This is a genomic window from Pseudoalteromonas sp. OF7H-1, assembly GCF_022347825.1.
In the GTDB taxonomy this organism is placed as follows: Bacteria; Pseudomonadota; Gammaproteobacteria; order Enterobacterales; family Alteromonadaceae; genus Pseudoalteromonas; species Pseudoalteromonas maricaloris.
In genome coordinates this window covers 1-22,518 of record NZ_JAKRFX010000013.1, presented here as the reverse complement: position 1 = coordinate 22,518, position 22,518 = coordinate 1, and the positions used below count along the sequence as shown (strand labels likewise).

At 45.4% G+C, this 22,518-nt stretch carries 10 protein-coding genes; 5 read left to right on the top strand and 5 right to left on the bottom strand.

The annotated features are described in order from the left end of the window. Positions 1-2: 2 nt before the first annotated feature. Positions 3-6,314, bottom strand: coding sequence for a non-ribosomal peptide synthetase (locus MHN30_RS15860; protein ID WP_239360326.1), 6,312 nt, complete (start codon positions 6,312-6,314; stop codon positions 3-5). Positions 6,315-6,316: 2 nt separating this feature from the next. Next, positions 6,317-11,299: a non-ribosomal peptide synthetase gene (locus MHN30_RS15855; RefSeq protein WP_239360324.1), complete on the bottom strand. Its 4,983-nt coding sequence runs from the start codon at positions 11,297-11,299 to the stop codon at positions 6,317-6,319. Between the two features lie 162 nt (positions 11,300-11,461). Here MHN30_RS15855 and purT point away from each other — a divergent pair, with 162 nt between their 5' ends. Both purT and MHN30_RS15845 read left to right on the top strand, forming a co-directional pair. Further along, positions 11,462-12,649, top strand: a complete 1,188-nt coding sequence (gene purT / locus MHN30_RS15850) for a formate-dependent phosphoribosylglycinamide formyltransferase (RefSeq protein ID WP_130165086.1) — start codon at positions 11,462-11,464, stop codon at positions 12,647-12,649. Next, positions 12,646-13,539: an aldo/keto reductase gene (locus tag MHN30_RS15845; RefSeq protein ID WP_239360322.1), complete on the top strand. Its 894-nt coding sequence runs from the start codon at positions 12,646-12,648 to the stop codon at positions 13,537-13,539. The genes purT and MHN30_RS15845 overlap by 4 nt, the downstream gene beginning before the upstream one ends. Before the next feature lie 142 nt (positions 13,540-13,681). Here MHN30_RS15845 and MHN30_RS15840 read toward each other — a convergent pair whose 3' ends face one another. Together MHN30_RS15840 and MHN30_RS15835 are read right to left on the bottom strand one after the other, a co-directional pair. Continuing rightward, positions 13,682-14,353, bottom strand: coding sequence for a TorF family putative porin (locus MHN30_RS15840; RefSeq protein WP_130165084.1), 672 nt, complete (start codon positions 14,351-14,353; stop codon positions 13,682-13,684). A gap of 269 nt (positions 14,354-14,622) precedes the next feature. After that, a complete protein-coding gene (locus tag MHN30_RS15835) occupies positions 14,623-15,789 on the bottom strand; it encodes a hypothetical protein (protein WP_165384119.1) in 1,167 nt (388 codons plus the stop codon). 199 nt (positions 15,790-15,988) lie between these two features. Between MHN30_RS15835 and MHN30_RS15830 the strand changes: the two genes are divergently transcribed. Both MHN30_RS15830 and MHN30_RS15825 read left to right on the top strand, forming a co-directional pair. Continuing rightward, entirely contained in the window at positions 15,989-17,932 is a 1,944-nt protein-coding gene (locus MHN30_RS15830; protein WP_239360320.1) for an AsmA family protein, read from the top strand. 239 nt (positions 17,933-18,171) lie between these two features. Next, entirely contained in the window at positions 18,172-18,636 is a 465-nt protein-coding gene (locus tag MHN30_RS15825; RefSeq protein ID WP_130165082.1) for a hypothetical protein, read from the top strand. Here the strand turns inward: MHN30_RS15825 and MHN30_RS15820 are convergent. Next, positions 18,633-21,185 carry a serine/threonine-protein kinase gene (locus MHN30_RS15820; protein ID WP_130165081.1) on the bottom strand — a complete coding sequence of 851 codons (2,553 nt, stop codon included), beginning with the start codon at positions 21,183-21,185 and terminating at the stop codon, positions 18,633-18,635. The two genes, MHN30_RS15825 and MHN30_RS15820, sit on opposite strands and share 4 nt — an antisense overlap. Positions 21,186-21,352: 167 nt before the next feature. On the opposite strand from MHN30_RS15820, the gene MHN30_RS15815 reads away from it, so the two are divergent. Next, complete coding sequence (locus MHN30_RS15815; protein ID WP_239360318.1) at positions 21,353-22,192, top strand: polysaccharide deacetylase family protein; 840 nt, start codon at positions 21,353-21,355, stop codon at positions 22,190-22,192. The last annotated feature ends 326 nt before the right edge of the window (positions 22,193-22,518 follow it).

The following is a 22,518-nucleotide window of genomic DNA, read 5'->3' as shown; positions in this document are numbered from 1 at the left end:
CGTTATAACTCCATTTCAAATTCGCAGTCTTCGCTACTGGCGAGCGCGTTTAGCTGTTGTTCTACTTGCGTGGCAAATGCGTCAAGTTGTGGGTAAGTCAGTAAGGTTGCAACGGCAATTTCGTTGCCGAGCGCTTGACTACACAGGGCGGTAACTTGTGCTGCCTGTATGGATGAGCCACCCAAAGCAAAAAAGTCGTGTTGTAGGCCAATCTCTGAGATTTTAAGTACTTGCTGCCAAGCATTGGCAAGTTGTTGTTGTAGTTCCGTCTCTGGCGCGATATAGGTAATACTATCTTGCAGCATTGGAATGATGAGCTGTGTGGTATCAAGTTTGCCATTTACTGTCATTGGAAGTGCGTCAATCTGTGATATCGCAGCAAGCTGCATATAGCCTGGGAGTTGTTGATTCAACCATTGGCGAAGGTCGTTTACATCACACTTAGTGTTGGCGTTAAGTACGACATAACCCAACAGCACTTTGCCTGTTTCACTTAAATGTAAGTGTGCAACGGCATGCTCAACATCTGGATGCGCTTTGAGTTTATACTCGATTTCGCCTGGCTCGACGCGGTGACCATGTAAATCCCACTGTTTGTCAGCTCTGGCAACAAACTCGAATTCACCTTGCTGATTTTTACGCACTAAGTCTCCGCTGCGGTAGAGCTTTTCGTCAGAAAAGTGGTTGTTGTCACCGCGAAGGCGATAGTCAATATAGTGTTTTGCCGTTTGCTTTGGTGATTGCCAATAGCCCAAACCGACGCAATCACCGGCGATGTATAGCTCACCCAACGCACCGTCCGGTAAAATCCGCATAAAAGAGTCCAACACATAGCAGCGAGTGTTACGAATAGGTTTACCAATAGTGATAGGTGTATTGGGGTACACTTCACTAAGTGTTGCGGTAACACTTGTTTCACTTAACCCATATTCATTGAAATGATGCTCTGCCAACTTGTGGCTGACTGGGTCTAAACGAGAACCACCGGAATACAATACGGTTAAGTTAATATCCGCTATCCACTTTGGAAACTGATTGATAAATACCGTAGGAATAAACGCGACGTTGACCTGCTTAGCTTTGAGATAGCGACACAGCTGTTGTGGATCTTTGCGTATTGGCTCTGGAATGATTTCCAGTTTGGCGCCGGCAGCTAGGGCTGGGAATATCTCGCAAATACAGGCATCAAAAACATATTCAGCATATTGACTAGTGACTACCTGAGTATTTCCCTCTAATTTATGGGTGTTGCGCTTCTCGGTGCAGAGGTTAGCAAGACCCTGGTAAGACAGCATCGCCCCTTTTGGCTCTCCCGTCGTCCCCGAAGTAAAAATGAGGTAAGCCAGTTTGTCTGTTGCATGATTGTTGGCTGAGAATGGCCGTAGTTGAGCACTTTGCTGTAGTGTCTGTACATCAAGGGTCAGTGTTGGTAATGCATTCCAGCTGAGTGGTGTGCGACTAAGGAGCAGTTTTGCCTGCGCTTTTGCCATAATCTCTTGGCGACGAGCAACGGGTTGGTTGGCTGAGAGTGAGACAAAGGGCATGCCCGCTTTTAGCGCCGCTAGCATTGCAATGGGGGCTTCTATACCTTTATCAAAATAAAGTGCGACTGGCGAGCCTTCGTCATTGGTTGCAATCAATTGCGCTGCTAAATGATCAGAAAACAAGTCTAGCTCGCGGTAACTCACGGTTTGCTCGGCGAAGCTTAATGCAGTGCGTTCTGGATACGCTGCTACTGTCTTCGCAAATTGCACTAAAAAAGCGTCATTTGGTTGTGATAATCGAGTTTCTGAGATGACTTGCTGTAGATACTCAGTGCTAACTAAAGGGCATTGTAGTAAAGGCTTCTCGTTGTACTGACAGAGATTTTCAAGATAACGGCAGAAAAAGTGCACAAATTGTTGGCAGCGGGAAGACTGATAACGACTGCGAGCAACAATAAGCTGACCAATCAGTTGGTCTGGCATATCTTTAATCACCAAATTCCAGTCAAACTTGGCCGGGTGATATTGGTTTTGCTGGGCGGTGTCGCTGGCGACTTCAAAATGTTGATATTGCGCTGTTGGTAGTGAGAACTGATCAAAGGTAAAAAACACTTGGAACAGTGGCGATACACCCACTTCTCGGATCAACCCAAGTTGCGCGGCAATTGACTCTAGTGGCAATTGTTGGTGAGATTTTGCCGCAAGTAACAGCGTTTGGCTTTGTCTTAGATAGTCAGAAAAACTCTTATTTAAGTCGACATGCAGCGGCATCGGTAAGGTATTAACAAAGTAACCTAGCGTATCTTTAAATGCCGAATCGCGGTTATCGGTGGGGGAGCCAACGACAATACTTTCACGACTATCCCATGCACATAATGCGAGCTGAAAAGCACACAGTAGTAAGTTGTACATAGATACCTGATGTGATTTTGCTAGCTCCCTTAACTCAGCTGTTAGTGTTGCTGAGAGGGTCAAGGGGAATGCTTCACCTTGATGATCAAACAAAGCCTGTCTTGGCTTATCGGTTGGCCATGGGGTGACATCAATATCAATCAAGTGTTGCTGCCAAAATGCTGCGGCTTCATCGTATTGTTGTGTTGATTGCCAATATGCATAGTCGCGAAATTGCAGTGAGGTTGGGGCAAGCGTGTGTCCCGATAGCAGCGTGTTCAGCTCATCCAACAATACTTGTGTAGACCAGCCGTCGAAGGCTATGTGATGAAATACCAGTAACACGCCAAATTCATCATCTTGGTGATACAGTCCGAGCCGCAGCGGCGCATCATTTTCAAGGTCAAATGTCTGAGCGATAAATTCACTATGCGGCGTGTTTATTAGAGTTTCGCATGTTGGCATGCCTTGCTCATCTTTATATGCCCAGCGACCTTGTTGCTGTTGAGTATAGCGGGTGCGCAAAATAGCATGACGCTCAACCAGCTGATAGATTGCGTGTTGTAACGCTTGCTGTTGTAGCCCACTTTGGCATTTTAGCTGTAGGGGGATATGAAAAGCGCCAGATTGTGTTGCTAATTGCTCGCTGGTGAGCATCGCTTGCTGCTGCGCGGGCACGATGATTTCATCAAGTGATTGTGATGTTGATGCGACCGGTAAAGGCTCGTTGGTGTTGCTAGCTTGTTGTGATACCAGTTGCGCTATCGTTTTGCTTTGCAAAAATTGACTCAAACTGATGTCAACGTTACAGCTAGAGTGCATTTTAGCGACCAATGTCATTGCACTTAAAGAGTGGCCGCCCAAGGCAAAAAAGTCATCATCAATGCCTACTAGCTCAACCTCAAGTTGCGTCTGCCATAGATCACAAAGCTGCTGCTCTAATGGCGTGCGTGGTGCTCGATATGGTGTCTGTGATACTAGTGCGACGCTTGGTAAGCTGCGGCTGTCCACTTTACCAGAGGCGAGCACAGGCAATTGTTCGAGCCAACACGTGGCACTTGGCAGCATATAATCTGGCAATTGTGGTTGTAGCCACTTCACAATCTCGGTGTGAGAGAGGGTTTGGTCGCCAGTAAAATAAGCAATGAGATGGTTGTTTTGCTGTACTTTGACGCAAGCTTGGTTGATTTGCGGGTGCAGGTTAAGTAAGTGTTCTATTTCTTGTAGCTCGATGCGATAGCCACGAATTTTTACCTGCTCATCGGCACGTCCTAAAAATTGGATCTCGCCGTTTGCCAGATACCGCGCCTGATCGCCCGTGCGATACATACGTGTTCCGTGCCAGTTAATAAAGCGCGACGCCGTCTGCTCTGCAAGGTTAACATAGCCTCGTGCGACACTTGCGCCACCAATCAGGATCTCTCCTTGACAAAAGGGTGGCAGCGCCTTGAGGTTGGCATCAACGATTTGAATATCAACATGAGCCAGCGGTGCGCCAATATTATTGAAATAGCGTGAATGTAGCGGCTGATGGTTTGCTGTTGCCGTTACCGTGGTTTCGGTTGGGCCATATTCAATATGAAGAAGAGGCGTCCATGCCTCCATGAGATTGCGGTCACAAGGCTCGCCACCCGTGATAACACGCCGTAGGGCATGGTGGTCGGGCGGCGTACCGATGGCACTTAAAAATGCCGGAACTGAGACTAAGTGACTGATCTTTTGGCTAACGAGCGCGTCACGTATCACGGCTGGCGACTTTGCACTTGCCTCATTCATGATCACCCAGCAAGCACCATTGAGCAGTGTTAAAAAGAGTGGCTCTACGGACGCGTCGAAAAAGTACGGAGCCAGACTCAGTGTTTTTTCACTTGAGTTAAAATTGTAAGCCGCAGTTGCGCTTTGAACCAAAGCCTGAACTTGCCGCTGCTCTACCATAACGCCTTTTGGTTTGCCGGTACTTCCAGAAGTATAAATAATATATGCAAGTGATGAATGACACGGTGAGTGTGCTTGATCTGAATTGAAAACAGGAGCTGGTTGTTGTGCTAACTCGTCAATGTTTTGCACCTCTGTGATTGCGCTAAAACACATGGCCGTATTCAAGGTTGCTTGATGACAAAGTAGCAGGTTAGCGCCACTGTCTTGCAACATAAACTCACTACGTGCTTGGCCTTGCTCTGGGTTTAGCGGTAGATATCCAGCACCCGCTCCAAGCGTTGCTAATATGGCGACTATCATCTCTGGACTGCGCTCAAACATCAGCGCGACAACAGGATTTTGCTCGTGGATCAACTGTGCTTGGAGTTGCAAAACCAGGTGCTGAACACGCGCAGCGAGTGTTTGGTAAGTAATGACCTCATCGTTGATTTGTAATGCTGGTGCATCTGGAGTTGCTGAGGCGCAGGCCAAAAATTGTTGATATAGTGATAGGGTTGAAGTTTGCTTAACGGTGGTCGCTGGTGGCTTTGTACTTGGGTGAGACGTTGATAATTGCTTAAGGGCGACGTCGCTGTGCTCTACCTGCTGTACCAATATTTGCTGATAGGTGTGGGCAAATTGCTGTGCAAACGCATCATCAAACTTATTGGGATCAAGACTTATCTGTCCTTGCAAATTTGTATTGCTATCATCAAATGCCAGACGGAAATCACATTTAATCGGGTTATATAAAGACTCGTTAGTAAAAACATCAACCGCTGAAAAAGGTAACGCAAACTCGTCCATAAGCTCGCTGGCAAATCTCTGTACACTAAACATCAGGCTTGGCTGAGGTGAGTGTTTGCCCTCACTCAAACAGGCAACTTGTTGATCATAAGGATAACTTTGGTATTGTTTTGCGGCGCGCACGGTCTCATGAACTTGCTGCACGAGGCTGGCGAAACTTTGGCGATAATCTAGCTTCACTCTAAGCACTAAGGTGTTGACAAAAAAGCCAATCATTTCTTGCGTTTGCGGGTGATCTCGATTATCCGATGGCGCACCAATCACGATGTCTGTTTCACCGCTATGAAGTGCCAAAATATAACAGTAATGGGCAAGCAACACGCTGTACACTGTGGTATTTAATGATTTTGCTAGGGCACGCAATGCCTGACTTTGCTGTGGTGAAAGTGCAAAATAGTGCGTGAGCGATTCGGTTTCTTGTGCTTGTGTAGCAAACAGCGGTGCAATTTGTGTGGCATGAGCGCCTGCAAGTTGCGTTTGCCAATAACTGTGTGCAGCGCTTTGTTCTTGCCTTTGTTGCCACTTGGCAAAGTCAAAATAGCTTAATGGCTTAATGCTTTCTCCTCGTAGCAAGCTAACCAGATCGCGCAACATGACTCGCATTGACCAAGCATCAAAGACGATATGATGCCAAAGGAAAAGCATAAAACGCCTTTGCTCAAGCTCAATAATACAGACTCTAAAGGGAGCTTGAGTATGGAGATCAAACGGCGTGTGGATGTGCTCTCTTACCAGTGTTTGTACATGAGCCAAAGTGGTTGCTCGGTGATACTCGACCGCAAGAGGTTGTAAGGTTGCTCGGCAGTTAAAATGCTCAGCATCGGTTTCAATCACACTCGTTAGGATAGGGTGATGGACAAGCAGCTGTGCTAGTGCCGAGATTATGTCTTGTTGCTGCGCTGGATCATTCAGCTCAACCAGCATTGGAATATGATAAGCACAGGACTTTGGTGCACGTTTGTCTACATACAGCAACCTTGCTTGGGCATTGGAAAGCGGCACTGGTTTTAATAATGGCCAACTTAAAAAGGCGGCTTCGGAGCAGATCTGGTGGGCGCTTAGTAGCGCCAATAGTTCAGCTTTATGCGCTTTGAGTGCCGTGAGCAAAGTTGGCGCTACGTTACCCTCATATCCCAGTGCCAAGGTATTTTGCTCAGACACCCACACGCGCAACTGCTGCGCGTGAAGGTCGTTCAGTAAAGATGTTAACTCCATGACTATAGCTCCATCACCTGCGAAGAGGTGGTGGCAGGTGCGTCTTGAGATTGGGTGATATCACCCAGCTCTATGGTGTCTAGATATTGCGCCAGAGCCGCAACCGATGGGTTGGCAATGATCGCTGATAACGGGATCGCAATCTGGTGCCATTTATGGGCATTGCGCACGAGCTGCACTGCTAAGATGGAGTTACCACCTAGACGATAGAAATTATCATGGATACCGACTTGTTCCAGTTCTAATGTGGTTTGCCAAATTTGGCACAGCGTCTGTTCAAGCGCTGTGCGCGGCGCGGCGTATTGGTTTGATGATGACATCTGCGGTAGCGGTAGTGCTTTGCTATCTAGCTTTCCGTTTACGGTGAGTGGCATCGCCGTGAGTTGGGTGATGCTATCCGGTACCATATATGCTGGCAGCTGCGTTCGTAGATGGTTAAGTAACAGCTCGGCGTCAAAATAAGCATGGTTTTCCATCACAGCATAGCCACTTAGCGCCGTTTGATTTTGGCGTGTATAGGTGATCACTGCTGCTTCTTTAACACCGCTACAGCTGAGCAATTGGGATTCGACTTCACCAAGCTCGATACGATGACCCCTGATCTTCACTTGGTTATCCAAACGACCTAGGTATTCTAAATGACCGCTTGGTAATAATCTGGCGTTATCACCGGTTTTGTAAACGCGAGTGAGTTTGCCATTGAGCGTTAGCTCGAAAAAGCGAGTGGCGCTCAGCTCTGGTTGGTTCAAATACCCAATCGCCAAACCTGCACCAGAGATAAACAGCTCTCCAGGACAACCTACAGGTACGGGACGTAACTGACTATCCAGCACCCAAGCCTGCATATCATTGAGCGGCACGCCAATGTCAGCAATCTGGGTATTCATGTTAGGATGTAAAGGTTGATAGGTGACATGTACTGTGGTTTCAGTAATACCGTACATATTGACCAATTGAATACGCTGACCAAAGCGTTGCCACCAAGGACTCAGTTTATCGTAGTTGAGCTGCTCACCACCAAAGATCACAGTGCTAAGGCTATCGAGCGACGCCGCCGCAGAAATGGCAACATCACTAAAATTATAGAATGCACTGGGAGTTTGGTTAAGCACGGTGACAGCAAATTGCTCACACTGCTTTACAAAACCAAAACTGTCTCTTGCTTCTTCGTAGCTTGGAATAAACAACCGACCGCCATGACACAGTGCTCCCCATATTTCCCAAACACTAAAGTCAAAAATCGTATCGTGATAAAGCACCCAAGTATCTTCGCTATTAAAGTGGTAAAGCGGTTGACTGGCAGATAGCAAGCGCGCAACATTTTTATGGCTTTGAATAACGCCTTTAGGTTGTCCCGTCGTACCTGAGGTGTAAATTATATAGGCTGCAGAATCAGGCGACGGTTGGCAAAGTGCAATATCGCAAGGCGCGAATGTATTATCCAAGTTTAACAGTGGCCAATTTGATTGCTCATTTTCGCTCAAGCTTTGCTGACTTATGGTGTTGGTTAATACTAACTTGAGCTGAGCATCGTCAATAATAAAAGCATTGCGGGCAGCTGGCGCTCTTGGCGATAGCGGCACATAAGCGGCACCAGCTTTCATGATGGCGAGCATTGCAACCACTGTGTCAATGCCGGGCTGCAGGTATAGGCCGATATACTCAAGCGTACCATACTGCTTAAGAATATGTGCAGCAAGGCTGTCTGACCGAGTACTTAACGCCTGATAGCTTAACTCCGTTTGACTGGTGATAAGTGCAGTTTGCTGGTTGCGAGACTGCGCGTGATACGTAAATAGTGACAGTAAATCTTGGCTTTGGTGCTGCGCTATTTGAACATCGCGCTCAACATGGCTTTGTAAACTCAACTGCTCAAGTGGTAATTGCCCATCAACGCTGATAAGTTGCGCGAGAATATGACTAAAGTTGTCACTTAAGGCATCGATAAACCAAGGGTCATAGCGGTTTAAGTCAAATTCCCATAACATAGTGACCGAATCATCCTGATCTTGCCCCATTCGGGTGAGCACCACGATATTAATCTCAAACTTAGCCGCTTGACTGCTGATCGCCTCGAAATACTCAATATCATCTAACCCTGGAAGCGTGAGCTCTGGGAGTGGTGAATCATGGAAGCTAAAACAGATCTGGAATAACGGGTTGACGCCTTTGATGCGCTCAGGGTTTACGTCCGCGACGACTTCAGTAAATGGTAGGGTTTGATTGGCCAGCATATCGTTACTGACTTCAAAACAATGCTGTACCAGTTGTTCAACAGACATTTCTGGTGTTTGCTGTACTCGCGCCACTACGGTGCTGACGAGCATACCAATGGTATCATCCACATTGGTGTAGCCTCGGTTTGCAACGCCAGAACCAATACAAATATCCTGATCGCCACTAAAGCGCGAAAGGACAATATTTAATGCCGCAAGGGCAACGGCGAATGGCGTGATCTGATGCGCTTGGCTGTAGGCTTTTAAATTGTTCCATAGCGAACGAGGCAGTTTAACTCGGTGTGCGCGACCACGTTCGGTTGCGGTTTCGCCGAGACGAGAAACAGGTAAGTTAATACGGCTCGGTGCGTCTTGAAGTTGTGCCTTCCAAAATTGACGTTGCAACTCGGCTTGCTCTGTTCCCAACCATTGATGCTGATAGGCTGCGTAATCGGCGTATTGTGTGATCTCAGGCAAAGTACCTTGGCTTGCGCCATTCAAGCGCTGTTTATAACAACTAAATAGGTGAACAAGGAAGATGTTAGAAGACCAACCATCATGTACTAAGTGATGTTCAATATGAATAAGTACATGTTTATATTCGCTAATTTTTACAATTGCCCAACGTGCCAGCGGTAATTGGTCAATCGCAAAAATATCATTCATATGACCATTAACGAGTTTATCGACCTCAGCTAATGCTTGTGCTTCTTGATACTCACTAAAGTCAAAGTAAGGCACATCTTGCTGGTAGTGCTTTGCAATATACTGCAGCGGCTCATGTAAGTCGTAGCTAGTACGGAAAATCGCATGGTTATCAACGATATCTTGTAATGCACCTTGTAGTGCAGGTACATTTAAATCGCCACTGAAGGTGATTGTACACTTTGCATGATAGGCTTTATCGCTTGGATCGGCTTTGGCTAAAAACCAAATCGCGCGTTGTTGCAGTGATAGCGGGGCGACTTCCTCAAAATCAGCACCGCGCTTTGGAATCGCAATGGTTTCAAAGTGTTGAGTTTGCATTGCCTGCCATACTTGTCCAGCACTACGATAGCGATAGATTAGATGTGTTGGCACGCTTAAGCCGAGCTGCTGAAATAACTGGTTGCTAAGGTTGATTGCGGAGATAGAGTCTCCACCTTGTTGGAAAAAATCTTGTTGCCAGCCAAGACCTGGCAAACAGAAACCTTGAAACTGCGCTAAAAAAGCTTGTTGTTCTTGGCTAAGCTGATCTTGCGGTTGGTCTTGTTGGCTACTTAATTCGTAATTAGCGAGTGCGCGGCTATCTACCTTCCCGTTTTCGGTCATGGGTAATGCGTCTAAACATTGATAGTGATCAGGCAGCATATAGTCTGGCAGTAGCTTTTCTGCTAACTGGCTGATGTGTTGTCCAAGGTCTGCTGTAGGTTCACTATGAGGAACGATAAAGGCTACCAAGAACTTAGCATTACCTCGTTGTACTACTTGGCAGCTTGCAAGTTTTACAGCCTCATGTTGGGCAACAACTTTTTCTATTTCACCTAACTCAATACGAAATCCACGTAGCTTAATTTGGTTGTCATTACGACCAACAAAATGATAATTATCACCGTCAAAACTTACTAAGTCGCCAGTTTTGTAAAGTCTAGCGAAGTGCACAGGATCGACTTCTGCTTGATAATATGGGTTGGCGATAAATCGAGATTTTGTGAGTTCAGGACGGTTTAAGTATCCTTTTGCTAAACCTGCACCACTAATATAGAGCTCACCGATAGCGCCATTGGCTACTTGTTGCAATTGCTCATCTAGCACATAAAGTCTGGTATTCACAAAAGGTTGACCAATATTAAATTCGGAGTCGGCATTGGTATATTCATTGGCGCAGGTGCACACGGTATATTCGGTAGGACCATAACCGTTAAACACTCGCGTGACTTCTGAAAGTCGAGAAAGCATTTCTAGATTTGGGGTTTCTCCTGCGACGATTAATTTGCGCATAGAGCGCAAATCACGGGGGTCCATCAAAGCCAGCAATGCAGGAGGGATAGCGCCAAATTGAATCGCATTTTTTGAGATCAATTGGCTTAGCGCTTTGGCATCACGTCGCTCGGTTTCTGTCGTTACAAATACAGTTTGGCCCAACATGATATGCACGAGCAGCTCAAATACACTGGCATCGAAAATATAAGAGGCAAACATCATAACGCGGTCAAGTTGGTCTAGTTCAAAGCGGCCAATTTGTGACTCGGCTAAATAAAGTAAATTTTGGTAAGGTACTTCTACGCCTTTTGGCGTGCCAGTGGTGCCCGAGGTGTAGATCACATAGGCAATATCACTCATTTTATAATCAGGAGTAACAAAGGCTTGCGTTGCAGGAGATTCGATCAACACTTGAGGTGTATGGCCAAATTGTGGCAGCGCTTGATAATGCCCATGGGTGACGATAAGCGCCGGTTGGCTATCTTCAAGAATAAACTCGCAGCGAGCTTTGGGTGCCTCAGTGGAAATAGGGATATAACCCAGTCCTGATTTGATTGCCGCTAAGATCCCCACGACCATATCAATGCCACGCTCGAGATATAGTGCCACATAAGGCGATTGAGATTGGCTCAGATTCGCTTGTTGCTGAATATTCGCGGCGACTCGTGTTACCTGCTCTTCAAGTGCTTTATAGGTGACTTGCGTACCGTTAAATATCAGTGCAACTTTATTGGCGTATTGGCTGAATGCTTGCGTTAATAAGATCTGCGGCTGAGTGCTGTAATCAATAGGAGACTGGGCGGTCATTGAAGTAATCCTTTAAATATAAAAATGCTCTTTGTGTACAATATGTAAAGAATGTGTTTGAAATGTGTATTTTGTGATTTCGAGTTGAATTGCCGTCTTCTCAGCTTTTGCATATGACAAAAAGTCGCTACCATGGGGCATCAAACCAACCAAGGAATCATCATGAAAATCAAACCTCTGGGCACGCCCTTTTCGGCAACTGCTTGCAAAGTATTACTCTGCGGTGGTGGCGAGTTAGGAAAGGAAGTCGTTATCGAATTTAAGCGCTTAGGTGCAGAAGTGATTGTCTTAGATCGCTACGACAATGCGCCAGCGATGCAAGTGGCAGATCGCAGCTATACCTTGTCTATGTTGGATGGTGAAAAACTCAAAGCGATTATTGAACAAGAGCAACCTGATTATATCGTGCCGGAAATCGAAGCCATTGCGACGGATAAGTTGGTGGAATTAGAGGCTAAAGGTTACACGGTGGTGCCAACCGCCAAAGCGACTCAACTGACCATGAACCGTGAAGGGATCCGCCGTCTTGCCGCTGAGACGCTTGGACTTGCTACTTCACCCTACCAATTTGTTGATACCTTGGCAGACTTTAATGCTACTGTCGCGCGTATCGGCATGCCATGTGTGGTTAAGCCTATCATGAGCTCGTCAGGTAAAGGGCAAAGTGTGATTAAAAGTGCCGCGGATATCGAAGCGGCTTGGCACTATGCTCAAGAAGGTGGGCGTGCAGGTCAGGGCAGAGTGATTGTGGAAGGTTTTGTTGATTTTGACTACGAAATTACGCTGCTAACCGTACGCCATATCGATGGTACGAGTTTTTGTGAGCCAATTGGACATGTGCAACAAGACGGTGATTATCAGCAAAGCTGGCAGCCGCAGCAGATGTCAGCACTCGCGCTAGAGCGCAGCAAAGCGATGGCTGAAAAAGTCACGGCAGCGCTGGGCGGTCGGGGTCTGTTTGGCGTTGAGCTGTTTATTAAGGGTGATGAAGTTTACTTCAGCGAAGTCTCACCAAGGCCACATGATACCGGCATGGTCACGCTTATCTCGCAAGACTTAAGTGAGTTTGCGCTGCATGCTCGGGCAATTTTAGGTTTGCCTATCCCCACCATTCACTTCAATGGGCCATCAGCATCTAGCGTGATCCTTGTCGAAGGGGAGTCAACACAATTACAGTTCAACAATCTTGCACAAGCGCTTGCAGAGCCACTAACGGATATTCGTTTGTTTGGTAAACCAGAGGTGAGTGGCAAGCGCAGAATGGGTGTAGCGTTAGCGCGTTCAGACTCGGCTGAAAGTGCTGTCGAGAAAGCCAAGCAAGTGGCTGCAACAGTAGGAATTACGTTATGAACTCAAACACCCGCGTACTTGACCCGTTAGTATTGGGGTTTTGGCGGCTATTAGATTGGCAAATTACGCCGCAAGAAAATTTACGCTTTTTAAAGCAAGCGATTGAGCTTGGAATACGCGATACTGATCATGCTGATATTTACGGTGAGTATCAGTGTGAGGCGGAGTTTGGCAAAGCCTTAGCGCTTGAGCCTAGCATTCGAGAGCACATTCGGATCATCACTAAATGTGGTATTAAGCCCGCATTCCCGAGCTTGGGATTAGCGGGAAAGGCGAACCACTATGATTCGAGTAAGGCGCATATCGTTGCCCAAGCGCAGCAGTCACTAAAGCATTTCGGCACGGATAGGCTGGATGTGCTATTGATCCATCGCCCGGATTATCTGATGGATGCTGATGAAGTTGCCGATGCGTTTCATACCCTCAAACAAAACGGCGATGTGCTGCATTTTGGGGTCTCGAACTTTACACCCAGCCAGCTTGCCTTATTGCAATCGAGACTCGATTTCGCTTTAGTGACCAACCAAGTTGAGTTTTCACCTTATGAGATGAAAGCGCTTGACGATGGCACGCTTGATCAGTGCCAACAACTAGGTATAAACCCTATGCTGTGGTCGCCGCTGGCAGGGGGCAGAATATTCTCCAGTGAAGATGAAAAAGCCAAACGCCTGCGTGCGGTGCTACAGCAAGTGGGTGAAGAGATTGGTTGCACTGAAATTGATCAAGTGATCTACGCATGGCTTGCCATGCATCCATCGAAACCCGCCACTGTGCTTGGAACGGGAAATATCACTCGAGTTGCCAGCGCGTTTGCTTCACAGTCACTTAGCATGAGTCGCGAGCAGTGGTATCGCATTTGGACAGCGTCTACTGGGCATAGCGTACCATAAAACGTTACATACGTGGATTGAAGCCAATTTACGCGACAGCCTTATAAATTCAGCCACAAAAAAAGGGCCTTTCGGCCCTACGTGTTGCAGCAAGTAAAAAATAAGGTGATGCGGCTGTCACAGGACCGCTCACCTTTGGTCATCACAGATTAAAATCTAATCCATAACTTACGTATGCTTTTATATCATCGCTACTGTCTAAGTCGGTTTTTACTAATCCAAAGGTAAAGCCTTGCGTAGATAAACTCACCCCGTAATCCATATAAGCGTCGTCTTCACCTGTCCACTCAAGCACTGTGTCTCCGCTGGAGCGACCAATATGTAGAGTTAATTCACTGTCTTTAAAAATGGGGAAGCTGGCCGACACTTCGGCATATAGCATGTCTTCTTCCGTGGTTGAGTCGCTTTGCGCTGTGGCTAGGTGGCTGAGTTTAAAAGTAAAGTATTGCCAGCCAAGCGCGGCGTAAATCTCGCCAAAATCAATATCTCCACTGGCATCGGGATAGGCGTAGTGGATATAACCGAAATCAAAACTCATGCCCTTGATTTCGCCAGCGTAACCCGCGTACAGATCCATTTCGTAACTGGCGGAGTCGCCAAAGTCGATGTTAGAGACCCAAGTGCCCGCATAAAACCCAGACTCATTGCTATAATCCAAGCCGCCAGACACCGCTGCGCCGTCATCAGTCTGGGTGATACCACGCCAGTAGTAATTTGAGCTTGCCGCAATATTTGCTGTTACTTCCGCATGAGCAGAGACACAAAAGCACGCAGTCAGGCCGCCTAGTAGCATAAGCAAAGGTTTGTTTTTCATTCTGTTTTCCCCATTGAACGCAGAGTTATTATTCGGTTGTTGTCATTGCATTTTCTGCAAAGAGTAAGTGCAAGGGGGAGGCCAATGTCAGGAAATGGCGGAGAATTTATTCTATGTTATTAAAAATATTGGAATTTAATTTCTGAGTTTCGAAAGTAGGGCAGAGTGATTTGCATAAATGTTGCACATGGCTGGTGCAAAGTACCACAGCTTGCACGATATTAATGCAAGCTGTGGATTGCGCTAGCCGTTATTGAAGTTTAGGTTAGTTATCCAAAGATGGTGCGCATTAAGCTGATGGTTTCATCAACACTGCGGCCTTTTTCCACTTCAGCGACTATCGAGTCACGTTTGGTGCGAATATGCTCTGGAATAGACTCATCCGCGAGTGCGCGGTCGACTAACACTTCTGCTGACTCTTTACCGCGGCGTACTGTTTTTTTGCCACCACTGGTGCCGCTGCGCTGAGGTTTATGCAGTAGCTTAAAGTAATTGGAGTTAGTGGCGGTGTCTTTATCCGCGTAATAAAACAGGCATGGTAGCAGCGCTTTAATTTCAGTAAGTTGCGTTTCAAACTCATCCACGGGAGCGGCCATCGTATACCATGGCATTGCTTTAATGGTGCTGACGACATCGGTCCAGTAACGCTCAAAATCGCGATTGTTAAGTTTAGCAACACCAAATGCTTGGCACAAAGCGTCAAGCTTGCTCGAGGTTATTGGAGTGAACACATCAGGGCGACGCATTGCTAATAGGCGAGTAGCTGGTGCAAGCGTTGGCTTTTCCTCGCTGCCAGCAAAGGCACTTAAATACCCGACCATAAATGATTGGTAATGCTCGAGCGTCACGTCACCTTCTGCCGGGATTGCGGCTAGCGCTTCATCAAAAGCACCCGGAAGGTCGTCTAATAACTGGTGAAAGCCTTTTGCACTTTTGGTGGAGGCAAACCACTCTACGTCAAACTGATACACGCTGGTATCTAAATTTGCAGCATGCTTACCGCTAAAGGCGAGCCGATCTTCTTTGATCATGTCTTTAAGTGGAGTGCTGCGCATTGGTTTAAGGTATTCAATCAGTTTTAATTGCTCATCTAGTGCAATCACTTCTTTGTGACTAGCAATAAATGCAGCCACCATAGGCCAAGGCGCAATGCGTAACGTTTTGAGTTGTAAAAAGCTAATCGCTGCGATGAGCAGATCTTGTAGCTTTTTCACTGTGGGTAATTGATGGTCATCCAGTAAATCAAAATTGATACGATTTTTCGCCACATCAAGCAGTTCATAACACCAACCAAGAAAATCTTCAGGGTGATTTTCCACCTTAACCGCCATCAGATTAAGGCTGATCTCCGTGGCCTGTTTGAGGATATTTTGATAAATCTGACTTTCTTGTTCGCCCAAGGCCATGTTTGACGGTGATATGAGCAGTTTCTTCATGCGGGTTAGATACTCCAAGTTTGATTAATAAACCAACCAGTAAAATATAGCTAATGACGCTAAAAACTGGCAAGGGCGAGGATCATACCGATTAGTCAAAAGGTTGCAATCGCTCAGTACAAATTATTTGCCTTTATTCATGGTATATTCGACTACAGCCGTTATCATAAAGAGAACCAAGCCTTACGAAGGAAAAGCAATGAACCGGCTAGTTAAAATCGTAGGCGCCATTGTCGCGCTTATTATTATTCTTGTTATCGCAGCCCCGTTTTTAATCCCCAAACAGGCAATTATTGACCAAGTCACGTCACAGGTTGAGTCAGTGACAGGTAGAAAACTGTCGATCGATGGCGACTCTGACATCGGTATTTTCCCAACGCTGCACATTGAGCTAAACCAAGTGCGATTTGCCAACATGGCAACGGGCAGTCGCCCAGATATGTTTGCCATGGAGCAACTTGCCGTGCATATTCCGTGGTTAAGTGCGCTGTCTGGTGAAGCTAAGCTTGAGCGCTTTGTGATCAATAATCCTAAAATTATTCTAGAAACCGACAAACAAGGTAATGCTAACTGGCAGTTGCTACCCACCAGTGCAGAAAGCGCGCCAACGGCGCAAACCAGTTCACAAGGTAATATGCAGTTACCGGAAGGCTTAGATGTTAGCCTTGGCGAAGTGGCGATTTATGGTGGTTCGGTGACTTACCTTGATGGTGTGACAGGCGCTGAATATCAGGTAACTGATTTAGACATTAGCGTGATGTTATCGTCACTGTACCAACCATTAGAAGTCGACGGCAAGCTGACTTTTCAAGGTCAAACTTTTAACCTAGTTACTACACTCGATAATCCAGCAAAGGCGGTAGAAGGTGAAACCTTTAATGTTGAACAACAAGTAAAATCAGCGCTGTTCAACCTTGACTATAAAGGTGAAATTGCAGAGCAAGGTAAAACCATTCGCGGTCAATTAGCCTTGACTGGCGACTCGGTAAAAGCGCTAGCTAAGTGGCAGGGCGTTGACCTAAAAGCCAAAGAAAATGCGTTCAATGACTTTGGCCTAAACGCCAAAATGACGATGCAAGGGCAAGTCTTTACTCTCAATGCCTTAGAGGCAACCTTGGACGAATTGGTAATAAAAGGTCAAAGTAAAGTCACCCTCTCAGGTAAGCCTGATATTACCGCGAGTGTTGACCTTGGCATGTTAGATCTTAACCCTTATTTGCCAGAACCTGTGGAAAAACCACAAACGCAACCTGAGTCAGAAGGCGCACCAGCACAGCCTATCGTGTGGGATGACACTGCAATTGATTTGTCAGCACTTAATAGCCTCAATGCGAATGTGAAGATCACCTCTACAGGGCTACGTGCGAGAGAAATTAAGCTTGGCGAAAACCAAATCAGTCTAGTACTTAACTCAGGTAAGGCAACACTGAGCCTAGATAAATTCCAAGCCTATGAAGGTCAGGGTAAAGGTAAGGTCGTTGTAAATGCAGCAGCAAAACCTTATGCCATCAGTACTGACTTTGCGTTAACGGCAATTAATGCCGAGCCACTACTGACTGATGCCATTGGCTTTGACAAAGTATTGGGTAAAGGTAGTCTTAATTGGACGTTAAACACACAAGGCGTTAGTCAAAAGCAATTTGTGAATGCTCTAGGTGGTAAATTAGGTTTTGAGTTCAAAGATGGTGGCGTAAAAGGCGCAAACCTTGCTGAGATGATCCGTAAAGGCAAAGAGATGCTCAAAGGCGATTTCTCTTCGGTATCGCAAGGACTCAATGCCAATTTCGACCCAGATCAAAAAACCGACTTCTCAGCCATGACTGGCACCTTTATCTTTACCAAAGGCGTAGGTCAAAATGATGACTTCTCGTTGGCAAGCCCGTTACTACGAGTGACAGGTAAGGGCACCGTTGATTTACCACAAACTTTAGTTGATTACCGTGTGGTGACTGGAATTGTTGATACCATTGAAGGGCAAGCCAGCAGCGATGACAGTACCGGTTTTAAAATTCCAGTGCGGATCAAAGGTCCATTCCACAAAGTTGAAACTAACCTAGACCTAAAAGAAGCGGCAAAAGACAAAGCCAAAGACAAGGTTAAGGATAAGGTAAAAGACAAACTTAAAGGTTTGTTTGGTGGATAGATCTCTATGACGCTTCAATAAACAGCTCATCTGTTTGTTTTAAATCAATTTCAGCTTAACAAGGGCTTGCCGATGGTAGCCCTTGTTCTATATTTATCGCGAGTTAATTATCTATATGCAGTTATAGTGAGCTTATGATGACTTATGCCTATAAGTTGTAACCAACTGTAATAGAATTACTGCTATTCATGTGCTTAGATAGATGCGAATAGCTCTATAAACAAACGAAGGATAAAAGAATGAGTACACCTACTTTACTCGAATACACGGTGACGCCAAAAGCTGAGGGTAACTGGATATTTTCAAATGACGATAAACCAGTTGAACTTAAATTAGCTCAGGGTGAAACCGCTGTTCTAACTTATAAGCTCGTTACTGATGAAGCCGGCTGGAGCTTTGCTGAAAACGGTACTTTTTTTACCGAAGCGCAAGACAATTTCAATTATAACCTTATAAGCACATTAAAAGATGAGTTTACGGTTGAGGTGAAGATTGAAGCATTGAATGTTGCGAATACGCTAAGTGAAGATGATATCAAAGCGCTTTCAGCTAATCCTGATGCGAGGGTTGTTACACTCGTAGAGAATAACAACTCGAATATTGAGTTCAGACTTGTTGCTCAAAATAACTCTGCAAATGGTGTCGTGCGTTATTTTTCTCAAGATCCAAGGGTGATTATTGACGACCCAGATATTCCAGGTTAATTCGTAATTTGCACTTGGCACAGATAGGTAAAGTGTTCTGTGCCAATTCTTAATTCAAGTGATGGTGAGTGACATAGTGTCTTGAACCATGACAGGCGATAAAAAGACGGGCTCCAGCCTAAATCAATGCTTTTTTTCAGTGAAGCCATCGCGGAATACTTTTCTTCTATCAGCGTTTGAATTAGCGATTTTACGTAAAAAGCCTCAGCTGAACCGGGATACTCAGCCAAATATTCATCAATTGCTATTAATGCCTCTTGATGCCTACCTAGGTGTGCTAGAGCTTGGATGCGCACGACTTCAACTTGGCTTGCTGGATCACTGGCTAAAATTTGCAGATACACTTCACTGGCTTTCGCCTTCTCGCCCATTAGTGAGTATATGTCTGCGTAGTTAAGCAAGATTTCTACATTACTGGGCGCCAACTGAGTTGCTCGTTCAGCAAACTCGAGTGCACGCTCTAAATCACCTAATAACATCAATACAATGGCATAATTATTAAAGGTAGCCGTACTTGTATATGAGCGCTTAACTAGAGCTTGATAAGATTTGTTTGCGTCATGTAGCTTGCCAAGTAGAAGAGAGATATCGGCAATGGCCTTTAGTGTTTTCAGGTTATCAGGGCCGTAGTGACTGGCTGCTCGTAAGTACGGCAAGGCTTCTTCATATTGGCCAAGCTTCATATTGAACAAGGCTGCATTGCGGATGACTTTTAAGGTTGGCCTAAGTTCATAGGCAAGCTCAGTGTAATGAAGTGCCGAAGCGTAATCGTCTATTAAATTATAGTAGATGCTGATCAAAGCATGTTTTTGATACTCGTCCTTGGCTGAATTCTGAATTGCTAAAAAGGTTTCTTTGGCATGGCTCTTGTCTTTTACAAGAGCATAAAACTTGAGATAGGACCCTTGAATAATTGTACTTCCTTTTAATCTCTTGGGGGCTTGCTGTAATACTTGTTCCCAGTTTTGAAGTACTTGGTCATTCGAACTATCTCTATATAACTGCGGCGCGAGTTCAGAGTAAAGTGAATACAGCGGCAGGAAGTCCGGTGCAGTATCAATCAGCGTTGTTAACTCTTTTAATATCGCAGCGCGGTCAGCCCTTTTTTCTAAGCTAGCATCATGCAGTGTGGCGTAGTTATTCAGTAATGTTTTATTACTAGTGGCTAAATCAGTTGAGCGCCCGGTTAATGAAGTGAGGGCCGAGGCTGTAATAGCAAAAACATGGCTGTAGTTTTCACTCGACGTCATCGTTCGCGCACTATTAATTAAGGCTCCATTAGACGCATCAACTAAGTCGATAACGATGTCACAGCTTTGAATATTACAGTCTAGTTTTATCGTAATAAGCTCATTACTATTTAACGCTCGCCCCAATGCCTTTAATGGTGCGTCAACACCAATAAATTTTTGTGTTTGATCTACTTCACTGTCTGAAATGAAGACGTAATCACTGTTACTTAAAAAATGTTGTTTAAGTGCGTCGTTAATTGCTAACTCGATGTTTTGTTGATGCGCTTCAAGTAGTTGAAAAGAGTTAGTGAATTTTATCGGTAGCGCTGCAATATAGATCTTAGGCTTGGTTTCCTGCCAGTACCAGTACCCACCAACGGCTAGGCACACTAAAAAGGTGAAAAGTGCTGCAATACCTAGTTGCTTTTTACGTGCTTTGGCTTTCTCTCTGGCTCTATCTCGTAGTTCGATTTGTTCAAGTGATACTGTCGTTTCGCTGTTATCATAGCTAAAGGCGTGTAAAATTTGCTTTAGCTGCTGACTGACTTCATTCGCGCTACTTGGGCGAGCGTTTTTGTCGTATTGCAATAAGCGATCAATAAGCTGTGCCAGTGCAGGGGGAATATCTAAAATACGTTTAGCACTTGCTTTTAACGGTTGGAACTTGATCTGTTCAGCAATAGATTTGTCACTGCCATCGTCAGCTTGTTCGAAATAAGGATGATGTCCTGCTAACAGTTGATAAGCTATTAGCCCAAATGAGAATAAGTCACTGCGACTGTCTAGCGTTTCATCACGAAGTTGCTCTGGTGACATTGCTGTGAGACTACCGTAACTGGTATGTGGACGAGAGGCTTGGTTGTCTTCTAATTGTGAAATACCAAAGTCGGCAATTTTGGCTATGCTCTGTTCATTAACCAGTATATTGCCAGGTTTTAAGTCTAAATGAAGAATGTTCTGGCCATGAGCTGAGGCCAGGCCATCGGCAATATGGCTTAGTAGCTCGACTTTTTGCTCGGTAGTTAATACGTGTGTTTTTGTGTAGTGCTGTAAAGTTGCACCTTGCACATATTCCATTTCCAAAGCCATTTGCCCATCGCTTTCAAAGACATCATAAATTTGTACTATGTTTGGATGGTTAAAACGCGCTAACAGGCGGGCTTCGTTGAGTGCATCTGATTGCGTGTGCTGAGTTAGTGACATCACCTTTACCGCCACTCGGCGGCCTAATTTTTTGTCGGTAGCAAGGTACACTTTGCTCATTCCGCCTTCGGCGAGCAAGATCACGTCCTGATAGTATTCTTCTAACTTCAACACAGCGCTGTCTTTCTCTTTTATTATTGGGGTTAGTGTATCGCTAAAAATACTAAATTAGTACCATTTGCGTTGGGCTTAGTCGCAAATAACAAGTTGAAAATTTAACACTTTGTCATACTCACAGCCGCATGTAGGTTATAAGGATAAACAACAATAAGGAAAAGCAAATGGCAAAGTTATCTTCTAATTTAGTTTCTCACTTCAGTTTGGCCGCCATGATGGCAAGCGCTCTGTTCGTGAATACGTCTAGTATAGCGGCAGATAACAAACAAACCTTTAGTTACCCCAATAATGCTCGTAACGCAATAAGCCTTACGTTTGATGATGCAAGGCCAAGCCAAGTTGATGTGGGAGTGCCGCTACTCAATCGCCACAAGGTGAAAGGCACATTTTATGTTATGCCATCACAGGTGAAGGAAAAGCTCGCATTGTGGCAAGCCGCTGTGAAGCAGGGGCATGAAATAGGCAATCACACCAGTGAACACTTATGTACGGGTAACTTTGCTTGGCTAAGGGAAAAGGATAAAGGACTCGAACAGGTTGATTTGGCCTACATAGAACGCGATGTAGTAAGCACCACAAAATATATTGAAAAGCATTTGGGCGTAACACCTAGAAGCTTTGCATACCCTTGTGGTAATACCTTTGTTGGTCGCGGCGCTGAAGTAAAAAGTTATGTGCCGGTGATTGCGAAGCATTTTGACAGTGGCCGCACGTGGTTAGATGAAACCGCTAATCACCCAACTTATACTGACTTTGCGCAGCTCACAGGAGTGAGAATGGACGGTGTTAGTTTTGAAGAGCTAAAAGGGTTACTAGAGCACCTTAGGGCGAATAACAGTTGGATAATTCTTGCTGGACATGAGGTGGGCGAAAAAGGCATGTACACCGTCGACACCAAAATGTTAGACCAGCTTATTCCTTACTTACAGGACCCAAAAAATGGTTATTGGTTAGACACCGTAAGCAATGTGGGTAATTACATCAAAAGTAAAAGAGAGCCGTAGGTCGAGATTTATCTCGACTTCTCACAGGACCCTAAAAACGGTTATTGGTTAGACACCGTAAGCAGTGTGGGTGATTACATCAAAAGTTAAAGAGAGTCGTAGGTCGAGATTTATCTCGACTTCTCACAGGACCCTAAAAACGGTTATTGGTTAGACACCGTAAGCAGTGTGGGTGATTACATCAAAAGTTAAAGAGAGTCGTAGGTCGAGATTTATCTCGACTTCTCACAGGACCCTAAAAACGGTTATTGGTTAGACACCGTAAGCAGTGTGGGTGATTACATCAAAAGTTAAAGAGAGTCGTAGGTCGAGATTTATCTCGACTT

What these genes read in the sequence shown, in the direction of transcription:
- MHN30_RS15860 (WP_239360326.1), bottom strand. Translation starts at nt 6,314, where the DNA reads ATGGAGTTAACATCTTTACTGAACGACCTTCACGCGCAGCAGTTGCGC.
- MHN30_RS15855 (WP_239360324.1), bottom strand. Translation starts at nt 11,299, where the DNA reads ATGACCGCCCAGTCTCCTATTGATTACAGCACTCAGCCGCAGATCTTA.
- purT (WP_130165086.1), top strand. Translation starts at nt 11,462, where the DNA reads ATGAAAATCAAACCTCTGGGCACGCCCTTTTCGGCAACTGCTTGCAAA.
- MHN30_RS15845 (WP_239360322.1), top strand. Translation starts at nt 12,646, where the DNA reads ATGAACTCAAACACCCGCGTACTTGACCCGTTAGTATTGGGGTTTTGG.
- MHN30_RS15840 (WP_130165084.1), bottom strand. Translation starts at nt 14,353, where the DNA reads ATGAAAAACAAACCTTTGCTTATGCTACTAGGCGGCCTGACTGCGTGC.
- MHN30_RS15835 (WP_165384119.1), bottom strand. Translation starts at nt 15,789, where the DNA reads ATGAAGAAACTGCTCATATCACCGTCAAACATGGCCTTGGGCGAACAA.
- MHN30_RS15830 (WP_239360320.1), top strand. Translation starts at nt 15,989, where the DNA reads ATGAACCGGCTAGTTAAAATCGTAGGCGCCATTGTCGCGCTTATTATT.
- MHN30_RS15825 (WP_130165082.1), top strand. Translation starts at nt 18,172, where the DNA reads ATGAGTACACCTACTTTACTCGAATACACGGTGACGCCAAAAGCTGAG.
- MHN30_RS15815 (WP_239360318.1), top strand. Translation starts at nt 21,353, where the DNA reads ATGGCAAAGTTATCTTCTAATTTAGTTTCTCACTTCAGTTTGGCCGCC.